Genomic DNA, 13,163 nt, shown 5'->3' with positions numbered 1-13,163 from the left:
TTTTTAGAGTTAGAGGTAGGCCGCGTCCCACCGCGCCGCCTTTCGCTTGTTGCCACATTCGTTACACTCGATGCGTTCCATGCTGTCCATCGCGTTGTCGAGCGTCTCGCAGTTCGAGCAGTAGTAGCCGTAGCGCTCCTCGCAGTCCTCGTCGTTGAACACGGCGAAGAACGGCGCTTTCGAGCCGCGACTGCTCTCGGAGTGGTTGATGTATCGGGTTTCGCCGTCGAACTCGCGGGCTTCGAGTATCGGTTCGTCGCTCTCCGCGTAGACGTTCTCGGTGTAGGTCGCCTCGCCGATTTCGGCCGTGCGCTCGCCGACCTTGGTGAAGTCGTGTTCGCGGTAGAACTCGTTGCCGTCCTCGTTGTCTTCGAGAACGAGCCCCGAGAGGTTCTCGACGCCCTTGTCTTCGAGTTTCTCCTTCGTCTGGCCGAGAAGCTTGGTCCCGACCCCCTCACCGCGTCGATCGGGGTCGACGTGGAGCCAGAGGATGTTCCCTTCCGGACTGTCGGGCAGTACTTCGCTCTGGGTGAACCCGACCACGTCGCCGCCGTCGAGCGCGACGAGGTACAGCGTGCCCCTGCTCTGGAACTCGCCTTCCAGATTCTCGTCGTCGTACCACTCCTCGATGGCGTGTTCGATCACCTCGTCGTCCAAAAAGTGCGAGTACGAGGCAGTCAACGACTTCTCTGCGACGTCTTGGATTCCAGCGATGTCCTCGGTTCGCGCTTCGCGCACTTGCATACTTGGCCTACTCCGGGATGAACAATAAACATTCTACCGGCCGCATCTGTTGCACATGCATCGTTCTGGAGCGAGATTATCTTTCGATGGCCCGTCTCAACGGCGATAGTTACTCGATGTGAAAATTCTCCTCCAGCATATCGCTTTCTTCCCGGCCAACCGTCCAGTTTTGCGGTGTCGCCACCGACGGCGGTCCGTTCGGTCCGCCCACCCCCACTTCTCCGCCTTCGGTATCGTTTTCCGCCCGCCACGCAATCGGACCGGCATGGACACAGCACTCGTCATCGGGGGGACGCGATTCATCGGTCGTCACCTCGTCACCGACCTGCTCGACAACGAATATGCCGTGACGATTTTCAATCGCGGCAACCACGACAACCCGTTTTCGGAGACGGAAGGTGTGAGCCACTTCGAGGGCGACCGGACGAACGACAGCGCGCTCGAAGCGGCGCGCGACGAAGTGGATCCCGACATCGTCATCGACTGCGTGGCGTACAAACCCCGCGAGGTGCGTTCGGCGACGGAAATCTTCGCGGACGTCGAGGGATACGTCTACATCTCCAGCGGGAGCGCCTACGGCAGAGAAGTGATTCCGAAGCGCGAGAACGACACCGAACTGTGTGACTGCACGGCCGAACAGGCCACCGACGACTCCGGGGAGACCTACGGGCCGCGGAAGGCCGAGGGCGACCGAGCCATCTTCGAGGCCGCAGAGCGCGGCGTCAACGCGATGAGCGTCCGACCGTGCATCGTCTACGGACCCTACGACTACACCGAGCGCCTGGATTTCTGGATCGACCGCGTGAACGAGCACGACCGCCTCGTCGTCCCCGGCGACGGCGGGAATCTCTGGCACCGCGCCTACGCGGAGGACGTGGCCAGCGCGCTCCGCATCGTCGCCGAAGAGGGCGAACCCGGCGAGGCCTACAACGTCGGCGACCACCGACTGGTTACCATGGACGAGATGCTCTCGCTCATCGCCGACGCGCTCGATACCGAGGTGGAACTCGTCCACGCCAGCGACCGCGAACTCTCGACGGCGGACCTCTCCACCGACGACTACATCCTCTACCGCGACTACCCGCACGTCCTCGACACGAACAAACTGGAAGCGCTCGGGTGGGAATCCACGCCGCTCGACGTGGCCATGGAGCGCACCGTCGAGGAGCACTTGGAAAGCGAGCGTGATGGAGAAGAGTACGACCCCGGCCGCGAGAACGAGGAGCGGATTCTGGGCGTGCTGGATACGATCTGAAGGCGACGAGCGGACTGCGTTGAGTTTGGTCTTGGTTTCTCTGGTTCTGTCGAACTCACCCACGATACGCCATCCTACCCCGCTTAGACGCGAGATCCTCGGGAAAACTTTAGATTACTCGTCACCCTATCTCCGGCATTCGTATGCCTTTTCAACAGTCACACGATAGCGTTCTCACGAAACTCTCGACGAACCTGTGGGTGTACGAGGATTCCCTCCGATTTCATGGAATCCGGACCAATCGCATCATGGCCGTCATCCGTCTCTCGGACGGGAGTCTCTTCGTTCAGTCACCGGCGGAATTGACATACGAGGTGAAAGCCGCGCTCGATGCACTCGGTGACGTTCGGTTCGTCGTACCGACGAGTAAACTCCACGGTCACTTGTATATGGAACAGTATCGGGCGGCCTATCCTGACGTCAAACTGTTCGCTGCGCCGGGATTACCCGCTCGACGACCTGACCTCCGATTCGACGGCCTCCTCGGGAGCACGCCGGACCCTCGCTGGAGTACCGACATCGACCAGACCGCGCTTATGGGCAATTGGTGGATCACCGAACTCGCGTTCTTTCATCGGCCAAGTAAAACCGTCATTCTAGGCGACATGGGTGTTCACATCACCGAGAACAGCTCTTTAGAGATGCGACTTTTTGGCCGGCTAAGCGGCATCTACAATCGAGTTGGACAGCTTCCGGAATTCAAACTTCCCATTAGAAACAAGGAAACACTCACCCAGTCGGTGCGGAACATCCTTGCGTGGGACTTCGACCGCCTGATTCCCGGCCACGGCGATATCGTCGAATCCGGCGGTACGGAAGCCGTTCAGAATGGTTTTAAGTGGCTGCTGAAATGAAGCCGCCTATCGTTTTTCTCTCCGCCCTCATCAACCGAACTCGCCTTGCAGACCGACTGAGTTCCGTTATCGATATGTGCCCTGTATCTCACACGAAACCCGACTTCACGCCCGCATCCGCCAACGAACTATTCTCGCGGCGATTGTTCGAACAGCCACTCGAACCACTGGAGTTTGAAGTCCCGCTGTTCGCTCTCGTCCAGCGAACTCTCCTGCGTGTGGCTGTAGTTCAATATCGCGACGAGCAACACGCCGCCGACGGTGTTGCCGAGCGTTATCGGCAGCGTCACGCCGGACAGGGCGGCGACGACACCGGCGCTCCCGCTGAAGACCAGGTAGAACACCTCGCAGGTGGCGATGACGCAGTGGAACAACCCGTTCGCCGGGATGAGCGCCATGATGAAGATCACGAGCAGGACGCGGGCGGTCGATTCCCGGACCGCGTGGGTCATCCACACCATCCCCGCAACGAGCCATCCGGCGACGATGCCCTTGAAGAACAGGTCCAACCACGGCGTGTGCAATGCGTGCGTTCCCATCTCGGTCGCGACGCGCGCGACGTCCGGGCTAAAGATGCCCGTTTCGGCGAGCAACACGGCACCGAGTATCGCGCCGAGGATGTTTGCGACGAAGACGATGCCCCAGACGCGAAGCAGGAGGGGAACGCTCGCGATGCGGGTCAGGACGAGCGTGACCGGCGTGAGCGTGTTCTCGGTGTACAACTGGTAGCCGCCGATGACGATGAAGACGAACCCGATTGGGTAGAGGAGGTAGCCGAGGATTTCACCGGCGGTTCCGGGAACCGTCGCTTCGACCGTCGCGCGGGTGAGAAACGACAGCATTATCGAGAGCCCGGCGGCGAGACCGCTGAGGAACAACTGTCGGTCGGAACAGCTGAACTCGTACGATGCCGTCGCGACGATGCGTTCGAACACCTCGTCGCCGGAGAACCGGTCACGGATCGCTTCGCCCGCCGCGGGCGCGCCGCTCCGTGAGCGGTCGAGGAACTCCCGAATCTGTTTCCGTCGTTCCATCTCTCGTTCGTCCACGTCCAACTCGTCCGGTAAGTCGTCCGACTGCTCCGAATCCATCCTGTCATCCCTATCGACGAATCACGGTAAGGATGTTGTCATCCGGATGGCGCGAGTCGGAGGGGTCGTGGTCCAATCACGACCGTGCGCGTCTCCGGAGGGGAAAGTGTTTGACTGCGCAGAAAAGACCCACTGATATGTTCGAAAAATCGTCGTGGATTCGGCTACCGAGGAACGTCCTGGTAGGTCATGGCGTGCTCTCGGAGACGGTCGCCGCGATTGACGAGTTACATCTGCAGGGGACGCCGCTGTTGGTGACGAGTCCGACGCCGAACGAGGTGGCGGGAAAACGCGTCGTGACGCAGTTCGAGGAAGCGGGCTTGGACGTCGAAACGGTCGTCATCGAGGAAGCCAGTTTCGCCGCGATACAGCGCGTCATCGACATCGCGAACGAGGTAAAGCCGGGCTATCTCGTCGGCGTGGGCGGCGGGAAGGCCATCGACATCGCCAAAATGGCGAGCGACGAGGTCGGACGCGGGTTCGTCTCGATTCCGACGGCGGCGAGCCACGACGGCATCGTGAGCGGTCGCGGTTCGGTGCCGGAGAAGGACACGCGCCACAGCGTCGCGGCGGAGCCACCGCTGGCGGTCGTCGCGGACACCGAAATCATCGCCGACGCGCCGTGGAAGCTGACGACGGCGGGGTGTGCCGACATCATCAGCAACTACACGGCCGTCGAGGACTGGCGGCTCGCACAGCGACTCCAGAACGTGGAGTTCCACGAGTACTCGGCGACGCTCGCGGAGATGACGGCGGAGATGCTGGTGGACAACGCGGGCAGCATCAAACCCGGACTGGAGGAGTCGGCATGGGTCGTCGTCAAGGCGCTCGTCTCCTCGGGAGTCGCCATGAGCATCGCCGACTCCTCACGTCCGGCGAGTGGGGCGGAACACCTGTTCTCGCACCAACTCGACCGGATCGCGCCGGGCGCGGCGCTGCACGGCCATCAGGTCGGCGTCGGCTCCATCATCACGGAGTATCTCCACGGCGGCGACTGGCGAGGAATCCGCAACGCGCTCTCGACCATCGGTGCGCCGACGACGGCCGACGAATTGGGTATCGATGCCGACACGGTGGTCGAGGCGCTCACGACGGCCCACGAGATCCGCGATCGGTACACCATCCTCGGCAACGGGATGAACAGAGCGGCGGCGTTCGAAGCGGCGGAGACAACGAAAGTTATCTGAATAATTTAGGGAGCGTACGAAACAGCGACGGAGTCGATACCGATCGAATCCGGAACGCTCACAGAACTGATTCGGAGGGGATAGAGACGTAATTGGCCGTCGATTCGGACGCAATCGGGGTTTCGTTCGAGGAGGAAACACGCCGCTCTCGTGTCGAATACAACGATTATTTTCGGACGATTGTAGCTGAAGTTGGCAACAACATTGAATACCTTCGCGTAACAGATTTTCGCGTGGTGGTATCGAAAACAAATGAGTTCCATCGTGGAGATTTCGATATCCGCCGATGAGTTTGCACTTGGCCGTGCGTTACAAGCGGACTCTCAGGTGCAGATAGAACTCGAACAAGTCGTCCCGGTGGGAACGTCGCTGTTCCCGTTCTTCTGGGCTCGCGGCACGGACGTCCAACGGTTCGAAACCGCAGTACGAGACGAACCAGCTGTCGACAAACTCACGAGAATAGACACCCTGACTGATGAAACGTTGTTCCACATCAGATGGAACGACGAGATCACGAACTTCGTCCACGGAGTCGAGGAAGCCAACGCGACTATCGTGGAAGCACACGGGACGGCCGACGACTGGACGTTTCATCTCCGGTTCCCGGCGCAAGAGGAGATGTCGGCGTTCCAGTCGTTCTGTCAACACGAGGAGATTCCAATGCAGGTCGAACGAGTGTATTCGATGCAGGAGCGAGCAGTCCACAACTCTGCGGGCGTCACGCCTGCACAGCGCGAGACGCTCGTCACTGCCTACGAGGAAGGATACTTCGAACGGCCGCGCGGAATCACACGCGAAGAGTTAGCCGACGAACTGGGAATCTCTCCACAGGCCGTCGGTGGCCGCCTTCGGCGCGGATATGCGAATCTCATCGCCGGGTTACTACGTCCGATGAATGTATAGCTCGTTGAATTGGAAACGCACTTAAGTGTGTTTCGTGGGAAACATGTGGTCTGAACTATCTCCGGCCACATCTTTTCTATGTGATCGGGCGCACGGAAAATCCGTTGGCAGTGGTCGGGAATTTTGACCCGATCGAAACGCGAACGATACTCTCACGCCTCCAGACCCATATATACCGCGGACTGCCGATTTCCGCGGGATAGAAAGCGTGTACTACCACTCGCCAATATGAAACCCGTGTGTCCATCGACCCGGAGATGACGAATGAGTAACCACCGAATACTGGTCGTCGATGACGAACAGCCGATTGCCGATTTGTTCGCCCGCTGGCTCGAAGACCGATACGAGGTCCGTATCGCGTACGACGGTGCCGAAGCCGTAGCTATGCTCGACGAATCGTACGATGTCGTGCTCCTCGACAGGGACATGCCCGACGTGAGCGGCGACACGGTTCTCGAAACGATTCGAGAGGAAGGGTTCGACTGCCGCGTCGGAATGGTGACGGCCGTCGAACCGGACTTCGACGTTATCGAGATGGGGTACGACGCCTACATCGTCAAACCGATAACCGAACCGAGCGAGCTATACGCCATCGTGGAGAGTTTGCTTCGCCGCTCCACGTACTCCAGCGACGTTCAGCAGTTGCTCACCTTGTCGTCGAAGCAGGCAACCCTGGAAGCACGCATCGACCAGTCGGAACTGGACCGCAACGAGGAGTATCAGGAACTCATCGCCGAGATTCGGACGCTGAAGGGGTCGCTTTCGACGACGCTCGACGAGATGGACGACGCCGAGTTGGGAAAAGAGATGGCGAGTAGGACCGTTGCCCAAGGGCGATAATTTTTTGCCGTTCGATTAGCTGATGTCCGCGCCTTTGAACCGCCAGTAGCCGAGGCCGAGCGGGACGACCAACCAGAACGCGAGAACGACGAACGCGAACCAGCCTTGGAGGTAGAACGGTGCGCTACCGTTGACGAACCCCGCGTACAAACTCGGGGCGCTCGGATCGGAGAGGAAGTTTGCCGCGACGCTGTAAGCGTTCGTCGGGTTGATGATTTGCAGGAGGAAATACCACGAAGGGAGCCCCTCCGTCACGTTCGGCATTCCACCCTCGATCAGGTAGTAGACACCGAGCGGAATGATGCTCCAGACGAGTTCGAACAGGAAGAACAGGCCAATGGCACCCGCCATCGCCCGCGACCGGGTTGCCGCCATCGACGAGAAGCCGATGGCGATTCCCACGAACACCATTCCGAAGATGAACGTGACGACTCCCTGAACGAGGAAGTCGGTCACGGGGAACGACCCGTACTGGATGGCGAGGACGATGGCACCGGCGATGAATGCGATGATGGTCGCAACCCCGACGACGGCCGAGCGCCCGAGGAGTTTGCCGATGAGTACGTCCCGTCGGGTGTGTGGCAGGCCGAGGAGCAGTTTGATGCTTCCCGACTCGCGCTCGCCCGCGATGGCGAGGTACGCGACGACGAGCGCCGCGAGGGGAACGAGGAGCGTCGCGGGCTGACTGAGGAGCCCGATGGCTTCTTTCGCAGTGAAGTCATCGGTGAACGCACCCACCGCGTACATCACGCCGGCGGTTGCCAGCACGAACAACACCGTGATGCCCCACAGCATCTTCGACCGCGCGGCGTCCTCGAAATCCTTGCGCGCGACGACGGCCCAGCTCATGGCCGGGCCTCCGATTCGATCCGCTGGCTTTCAGAACCGGTCGTGTACGCCTCGAAGAGGTCTTCGAGCGACGACTCCTTCGTCCGGATGTCGGCGACGGTCGCGCCCGTCTCCTCGACGGCGTTGATGACCTTCGCCTTCGCGCTCGCCTCCGTGTACGTGACGTGCAGTTCGTCGCCCTCCACCGTCGAATTCGTGACGCCGTCGATTCGTCCCAGATCGACGTTCGGCACGGTATCGACCGTCAGAACCATCGTTGCCCCGGTTCCGGTCGCGTTCCGAAGCCCGTCGATGGTGTCGACCGTGATGAGTTCGCCCTTGTTCATGATGGCGACGCGGTCACAGACCGCTTCGACCTGACTCAAGATGTGGCTGGAGAAGAAGACGGCCGTACCGCGGTCCGCCTCGGCCTGGATGATCTCTCGCATCTCCTTGACCCCGTGCGGGTCGAGACCGGAGGACGGTTCGTCGAGGATCAGGAGGTCGGGGTCGCCGACCAGCGCCATTCCGAGCGTCACCCGCTGGCGCATCCCTTTCGAGTAGCCACCTGCCGCACGTGCGGCGTCGTCCTCGGAGAGGCCGACGCGGTCGAGGATTTCGTCCGCGTCCTCGCCGGTCTCCTTGGAGTCGATGGCGAACTGGATGTGTTTCCGTCCGGAGAGCCGCCCGTACAGGTCGGTCGCGTCGGGGAGGATACCGATCCGTTCGTGAATCGGTTGCGTTTCCTCCTGTGCATCGTAGCCGAGCACTGTTGCGGTCCCGTCGGTCGGGCGGATGTAATCCATGAGCATGTTAATGGTCGTCGATTTTCCGGACCCGTTCGGACCGAGGAAGCCGAACACTTCGCCTTCCTTGACTTGGAGGTTCAGGTCACGGACTGCGACCACCTCACCGAATCGCTTGGTGAGGCCAGTTGTTTGTATAGCGGCCATAACGGCCATATAATTCCTAGGGTAGTTAAAACTATGTTGCTATGATAAGTCACCCCACGATTTCTCAGCCGAGGTCGGCGCGTTCGAACGATAGATAGCCGAGAACGAGCGGGACGACGAGCCACACGCCGAGGATGACGAGCATGAACCACTTTTTCAGGTAGAACGGAATCGCCGCTCCGTGTTCGAGGACGCGGAAGTGGTACACTCCTCCGCCCGAAAACACCAACCCGGAAGCACGCTGGAAGGCGTACGACGGGCTGATGAGATAGACGAATTCGTATATCCGCGGCGAGAGCTGTATCCCGAGTTGGTCGTGTGCGACGAAGCGGAGCGCCGAGGACGGCGATATGGGCGGAATCGTCCAGAGCACGTTGAAGATGAAGAAGACCCCGACGGAACTCACCATCGCACGCGACCGCGAAGCGCAGGCCGAGGAGAGACCGACCGCGATGGCGACGTACGTCACGCCGAAATAGAGGAACAGCAGGAAGAACTCGGCGAAGACGGTGAAGTCGATGGAATCGAGCATGAAGAGGCCCTCGAACGCCGCGATACCGAAGGCCAACAGGAGACCGAGGATGACGACCGCTGATCGGCCGACGAACTTCCCGACGACGAGGTCGAGGCGCGTGTTCGGCAACCCGAGGAGGAACTTGATGCTGCCCGATTCGCGTTCGCCCGCGATGGCGAGATAGGCGACGACGAGCGCGCTGATGGGGATGATGAAGATGCCGATGAGGGTGAGCACTTGGAGGATGTTCGTCATCGTAGAGCGGGGGTTCGACGACGCCGCGTACACCAACAGCGCGAGCAAGCCGACGTAGACGGCGATGAGCGCCCACAGTCCTTTCGAGCGTCTGGCGTCGATGAAATCCTTCCGTGCGACGGACAGCCAGGTCATGCGGGAATCTCCATGCGCGATTCTTCGGGTTCTTCCGGTTCGTCGCCCGTCGTGTACGTGGTGAACAGCTCTTCGAGCGACGCTTCCTCGGACTTGATGTCCGTGATGGTGGCCACGGCGTCGACGCGTTTGACGACGGCCGGTTTCGCCGCGGCGTCGGTGAACGACACGCGGAGCGTCGACCCTTCGAAGGAAGTGTCGCCGACACCCTCGATACCGGTCAGGTCGAGGGCAGTCGGCGTCTCCTCGACGGACAGGAGGAGTTGCGACTTGGAACCGGTGCGCTCCCGAAGTTGGTCGACGGTGTTCTGTGCGACGAGCTTCCCGCTATTCATGATGCCGACGCGGTCACAGACGGCGTCCACCTCGGAGAGGATGTGGCTGGAGAAGAACACGGCCGTTCCGGTGTCCGCCTCCGCTTGGATGAGTTCACGCATCTCGACGATGCCGTGCGGGTCGAGGCCGGAGGACGGTTCGTCGAGGATCAGGAGGTCGGGGTCGCCGACGAGCGCGGCGGCCAGCGCGAGTCGCTGTGTCATCCCTTTCGAGTAGCCACCGACCTTTCGGTCGGCGTCCTCCTGTGACAACCCGACGCGGTCGATGAGTTCCGCCGGGTCGTTGCTCGCGTCCTTCGCGTCGATGGCGAACGAGAGGTGTTCGCGTGCGGTCAGTCGGTCGTACAGGTGGTAGCCGTCGGGGAGGATTCCGATGGAGTCGCGGATGGCGCGGGAGTCCGTCTGTGCGTCGTAGCCGAGGACGGTCGCCGTGCCGTCGGTGGGGCGCATGAAGTCCAACAGCATGTTGATGGTGGTGGATTTTCCTGCACCGTTGGGACCGAGAAAGCCGTAGATTTCGCCCTCCGCCACGGTCAAATCGAGACCGTCAACCGCGACGACGTCGCCGAACCGCTTCGTGAGGGACTTAGTTTCGATGGCGGGCATGGCCGATAATTTTAATGCCATCTACAAATGCTTTCCGTTGATTGACAACTACTCCCGAGTCCGATGATAACCATTCACAAACAGAGCCAAGACGCTCGAATCGAGAGTCGCTCGTAGCGAGATGAACGACGTCACCATCCGCGCCGCAAAACCGGACGACGCGACCGCCATTCGACGTGTCGCCCGGGAGTCGTGGCACGCGGCCTACGACGGGGTCGTGGGGGAAGAAACGGTGACGGGGTCGTGGACCGGTGGTACGACACCGAGGGACTCCGCGAGAGCACGGCGCGGGACGACGACGAGTTCCTCGTCGCCGACCGGGAGGGCGGCAGTGTCGTCGGATTCGTCCACGTCGCGCCGATTCCGGACGAGAACGGCGGGTTCGACCTCGTTCGAATCTATCTCGTTCCGGAAGAGTGGGGAGCGGGGTTGGGGACCCGTCTACTCGACTGCGCCGAAAAGCGGATTCGTGAACGGGGAGCCGAACGGTTGCGGTTGACGGTCGTGGCCGACAACGACAGGGGCGTGGGATTTTACGAATCCCGCGACTTCGAGCGGATCGAGGAACGGGAAGACGCTGCTCTGGGAGTGCAGGAGTACGTGTACGGGAAAGAGTACAGGTGAACGGTTGACCGAGAGTTAGTCTTCGAAAGCGTTCGAGCACGACGCGGCGACTGAAAGCGGGTCCCGAAACCCGGTCAGACGTACTCTTCTAGGAACTCCGCCGTCTTCGTGTACGCCTCGATGCGGTTCTCCAGTTTCGTGAAGCCGTGACCCTCGTCCGGGAAGACGAGTTTTTCGACGGGAACGCCCTGTTCGGCGGCTTCCTCGGCGATTTGCTCGGCCTCGCCGACGGGCACGCGCGGGTCGTTCTCCCCGTGGAGGACGAGCAGCGGGGCCTCGATGTTTTGGATGTTGTTGATGGGACTGACCGACTCCAAAAAGTCGCGGTCGTCTTCGAGCGAACCGTACTCGGCCTCCCGCAACTCGCGCCGCCAGTCGCCCGTGTTTTCGAGGAACGTGACGAAGTTGGCGATGCCGACGATGTCGATTCCTGCGGCCCACAACTCGGGGTACTCGGTGATCGCCGCGAGGACCATGAACCCGCCGTACGAACCGCCCATGGCGACGATTCGGTCGGGGTCCACGGCGCGCTGGTCGTGGAGCCATTCGACACCGGCCTCGATGTCCGCGACAGAATCCATCCGCTTTTCCACGTCGTCCAGATGGGTGTACTCCTTGCCGTAGCCCGACGAACCGCGGACGTTGGGTTCGAAGTAGGCGTAACCGCGGTTCAGGAAGTACTGCTTGACCGGATGGAACGACGGTCGGCGCTGGCCCTCCGGCCCGCCGTGGATGTCCACGATGACGGGGGTTTCACCCGCCTTCGCACCGTCGGGGACGGAGAAAAACGCTGGAATCTTCCGCCCGTCGAAACTCTCGAAGTGGACGAGTTTCGGGCGGACGAACGATTCGGTCGGAAGACCGGCGGTCGATGCCTCGGTCCAGCGTTCGGCCTCGCCGGTTTCGACGTCCACCACGTAGACGTTGGTGTTGTCCGTACTGCCGGTGGCACCGATGGCGAACCGCTCCGCGTCGGGGTCGAAACTGACCCCGCCCGCGATGCCGCGCGGGAGGTTGGGCGTCGGGAACTCGCGGATGGTCGTGTCGTCGGTCAACTCCCCGACGGTGAGTTCCGTGTACCCGTCCACGTTGCGCGAGTAGACGAGACGACCCGTGTCCTCGTGGAGGGAGAGACCGTCCACGTTCCACTCGCCGCCCTCCTCCACGAGTTCGACGTCGAGCGAATCGAGGTCCAGACGGGCGAGGTACATCGTGTCCGCCCCATCGTCCGTGACGAGATAGAGCGCCTCCCCGTTCGGCCCCCAGTTGACCCCCTGGTACCGTACGTTGCCCTCGTGTGGCGTGACGTGTTCGAGCGCGCCGGATTCGATGTCGAGGACGGAGAGGTCCTGGTCGAACGAGGAGTGGGATTCGATGACGAGGAGTTTTTCGTCGTCGGGACTCCATCCCGCGAGCGAGAGCCAACCGTCACCCTCGTATACCAGTTCGGCGTCTTCGCCCGTTCCGTCCCGGTCCTGCACGTATACGTCGAAGACGGCGTTGTCGCGTCGATTGGACGTGAACGCGAACTGCGACCCGTCGGAGTTCCATCCGCCCCAGCGGTGTTTCGCGTCCGGCATCGCGGTGAGCGGGGTGATGGTTTCGCCGTCGCCGTCCAGTCGAAAGAGTTGCTGGCGCTCGTTCCCTCCGTCGTCCATTCCGAAGACGAATTCGTCGCGTTCCGGCGATTGGGAGATGAACGTCACGCGCTCGTCGTCGAAGGTCAACTGACGAGGCCACGAACGGGGCTCGTCTAGCTGCCACACCTGTGGAACGCCGGTCGTGTTCAGCAGAAAACACAGCCGCTCGCCGGCGAAGTCGAACGACGCGCCGTAGGCGCTTCGAACGTTCAAATATCGCTCGAAATCGTAGGTACTCATCTCCCTTTTCTTTTCATTCGTCCATCATAGTGCTTTGGTAGTCGGTAGTCCGGAACACGATATCGTCGTCGAAACAATCAGATATAAAATGTTTCATTGTACTTAAAGAATGGAGATGCAAAGGCACAGACTTTGTATGACCGATACCTTGATTTGTAG

General features: G+C 61.0%; 13 protein-coding genes. 6 read left to right on the top strand and 7 right to left on the bottom strand.

The features are described 5' to 3' along the window. Positions 1-9: 9 nt before the first annotated feature. The gene (locus NKF26_RS08980) at positions 10-744 is read right to left on the bottom strand and encodes a GNAT family N-acetyltransferase (RefSeq protein WP_253226585.1); all 735 of its coding nucleotides are present in this window, start codon (positions 742-744) and stop codon (positions 10-12) included. A gap of 265 nt (positions 745-1,009) precedes the next feature. On the opposite strand from NKF26_RS08980, the gene NKF26_RS08975 reads away from it, so the two are divergent. Next, complete coding sequence (locus NKF26_RS08975) at positions 1,010-1,999, top strand: NAD-dependent epimerase/dehydratase family protein (protein WP_253226586.1); 990 nt, start codon at positions 1,010-1,012, stop codon at positions 1,997-1,999. 143 nt (positions 2,000-2,142) lie between these two features. Then, positions 2,143-2,853 carry a DUF4336 domain-containing protein gene (locus NKF26_RS08970; protein WP_253226587.1) on the top strand — a complete coding sequence of 237 codons (711 nt, stop codon included), beginning with the start codon at positions 2,143-2,145 and terminating at the stop codon, positions 2,851-2,853. Positions 2,854-2,981: 128 nt separating this feature from the next. Here NKF26_RS08970 and NKF26_RS08965 read toward each other — a convergent pair whose 3' ends face one another. Beyond that, positions 2,982-3,944 (bottom strand): formate/nitrite transporter family protein, encoded by a 963-nt coding sequence (locus NKF26_RS08965; RefSeq protein WP_253226588.1) that lies wholly within the window; start codon positions 3,942-3,944, stop codon positions 2,982-2,984. 137 nt (positions 3,945-4,081) lie between these two features. Here NKF26_RS08965 and NKF26_RS08960 point away from each other — a divergent pair, with 137 nt between their 5' ends. From NKF26_RS08960 to NKF26_RS08950, 3 genes are all read left to right on the top strand, one after another. Further along, complete coding sequence (locus NKF26_RS08960) at positions 4,082-5,131, top strand: NAD(P)-dependent glycerol-1-phosphate dehydrogenase (RefSeq protein ID WP_253226589.1); 1,050 nt, start codon at positions 4,082-4,084, stop codon at positions 5,129-5,131. A 252-nt stretch (positions 5,132-5,383) separates the two neighbouring features. Beyond that, positions 5,384-6,034 carry a helix-turn-helix domain-containing protein gene (locus NKF26_RS08955; protein WP_253226590.1) on the top strand — a complete coding sequence of 217 codons (651 nt, stop codon included), beginning with the start codon at positions 5,384-5,386 and terminating at the stop codon, positions 6,032-6,034. Between the two features lie 264 nt (positions 6,035-6,298). Beyond that, positions 6,299-6,874 carry a response regulator gene (locus NKF26_RS08950; RefSeq protein WP_253226591.1) on the top strand — a complete coding sequence of 192 codons (576 nt, stop codon included), beginning with the start codon at positions 6,299-6,301 and terminating at the stop codon, positions 6,872-6,874. A 15-nt stretch (positions 6,875-6,889) separates the two neighbouring features. Here the strand turns inward: NKF26_RS08950 and NKF26_RS08945 are convergent, their stop codons facing one another. The 4 genes from NKF26_RS08945 to NKF26_RS08930 all read right to left on the bottom strand — a co-directional run bounded on the left by NKF26_RS08945 (position 6,890) and on the right by NKF26_RS08930 (position 10,500). After that, complete coding sequence (locus NKF26_RS08945) at positions 6,890-7,723, bottom strand: ABC transporter permease (protein ID WP_253226592.1); 834 nt, start codon at positions 7,721-7,723, stop codon at positions 6,890-6,892. Further along, complete coding sequence (locus NKF26_RS08940; protein WP_253226593.1) at positions 7,720-8,655, bottom strand: ABC transporter ATP-binding protein; 936 nt, start codon at positions 8,653-8,655, stop codon at positions 7,720-7,722. Before NKF26_RS08940 ends, NKF26_RS08945 begins: the two co-directional genes overlap by 4 nt. A gap of 64 nt (positions 8,656-8,719) precedes the next feature. Then, on the bottom strand, positions 8,720-9,559 hold the full coding sequence (locus tag NKF26_RS08935) for an ABC transporter permease subunit (protein WP_253226594.1): 840 nt from the start codon (positions 9,557-9,559) through the stop codon (positions 8,720-8,722). Then, positions 9,556-10,500 carry an ABC transporter ATP-binding protein gene (locus NKF26_RS08930; protein ID WP_253234191.1) on the bottom strand — a complete coding sequence of 315 codons (945 nt, stop codon included), beginning with the start codon at positions 10,498-10,500 and terminating at the stop codon, positions 9,556-9,558. Before NKF26_RS08930 ends, NKF26_RS08935 begins: the two co-directional genes overlap by 4 nt. 243 nt (positions 10,501-10,743) lie before the next feature. Here NKF26_RS08930 and NKF26_RS08925 point away from each other — a divergent pair, with 243 nt between their 5' ends. Beyond that, positions 10,744-11,124: a GNAT family N-acetyltransferase gene (locus NKF26_RS08925; RefSeq protein WP_253234190.1), complete on the top strand. Its 381-nt coding sequence runs from the start codon at positions 10,744-10,746 to the stop codon at positions 11,122-11,124. Between the two features lie 74 nt (positions 11,125-11,198). On the opposite strand, the gene NKF26_RS08920 is transcribed toward NKF26_RS08925, so the two are convergent. After that, the gene (locus NKF26_RS08920; protein ID WP_253234189.1) at positions 11,199-13,004 is read right to left on the bottom strand and encodes a S9 family peptidase; all 1,806 of its coding nucleotides are present in this window, start codon (positions 13,002-13,004) and stop codon (positions 11,199-11,201) included. Positions 13,005-13,163 lie beyond the last annotated feature (159 nt).

The organism is Haladaptatus sp. AB618 (genome assembly GCF_024136965.1).
In the GTDB taxonomy this organism is placed as follows: domain Archaea; phylum Halobacteriota; class Halobacteria; order Halobacteriales; family Haladaptataceae; genus Haladaptatus.
The sequence above is the reverse complement of the archived record's forward strand: the minus strand, read 5'-3'. Positions and strand labels throughout refer to the sequence as shown.

Excerpts from the sequence above, each read along its gene's own strand:
- NKF26_RS08965 (WP_253226588.1), bottom strand. The coding sequence starts at position 3,944 with ATGGATTCGGAGCAGTCGGACGACTTACCGGACGAGTTGGACGTGGAC.
- NKF26_RS08935 (WP_253226594.1), bottom strand. The coding sequence starts at position 9,559 with ATGACCTGGCTGTCCGTCGCACGGAAGGATTTCATCGACGCCAGACGC.
- NKF26_RS08945 (WP_253226592.1), bottom strand. The coding sequence starts at position 7,723 with ATGAGCTGGGCCGTCGTCGCGCGCAAGGATTTCGAGGACGCCGCGCGG.
- NKF26_RS08960 (WP_253226589.1), top strand. The coding sequence starts at position 4,082 with ATGTTCGAAAAATCGTCGTGGATTCGGCTACCGAGGAACGTCCTGGTA.
- NKF26_RS08955 (WP_253226590.1), top strand. The coding sequence starts at position 5,384 with ATGAGTTCCATCGTGGAGATTTCGATATCCGCCGATGAGTTTGCACTT.
- NKF26_RS08930 (WP_253234191.1), bottom strand. The coding sequence starts at position 10,500 with ATGCCCGCCATCGAAACTAAGTCCCTCACGAAGCGGTTCGGCGACGTC.
- NKF26_RS08950 (WP_253226591.1), top strand. The coding sequence starts at position 6,299 with ATGAGTAACCACCGAATACTGGTCGTCGATGACGAACAGCCGATTGCC.
- NKF26_RS08940 (WP_253226593.1), bottom strand. The coding sequence starts at position 8,655 with ATGGCCGCTATACAAACAACTGGCCTCACCAAGCGATTCGGTGAGGTG.
- NKF26_RS08980 (WP_253226585.1), bottom strand. The coding sequence starts at position 744 with ATGCAAGTGCGCGAAGCGCGAACCGAGGACATCGCTGGAATCCAAGAC.
- NKF26_RS08975 (WP_253226586.1), top strand. The coding sequence starts at position 1,010 with ATGGACACAGCACTCGTCATCGGGGGGACGCGATTCATCGGTCGTCAC.
- NKF26_RS08920 (WP_253234189.1), bottom strand. The coding sequence starts at position 13,004 with ATGAGTACCTACGATTTCGAGCGATATTTGAACGTTCGAAGCGCCTAC.
- NKF26_RS08970 (WP_253226587.1), top strand. The coding sequence starts at position 2,143 with ATGCCTTTTCAACAGTCACACGATAGCGTTCTCACGAAACTCTCGACG.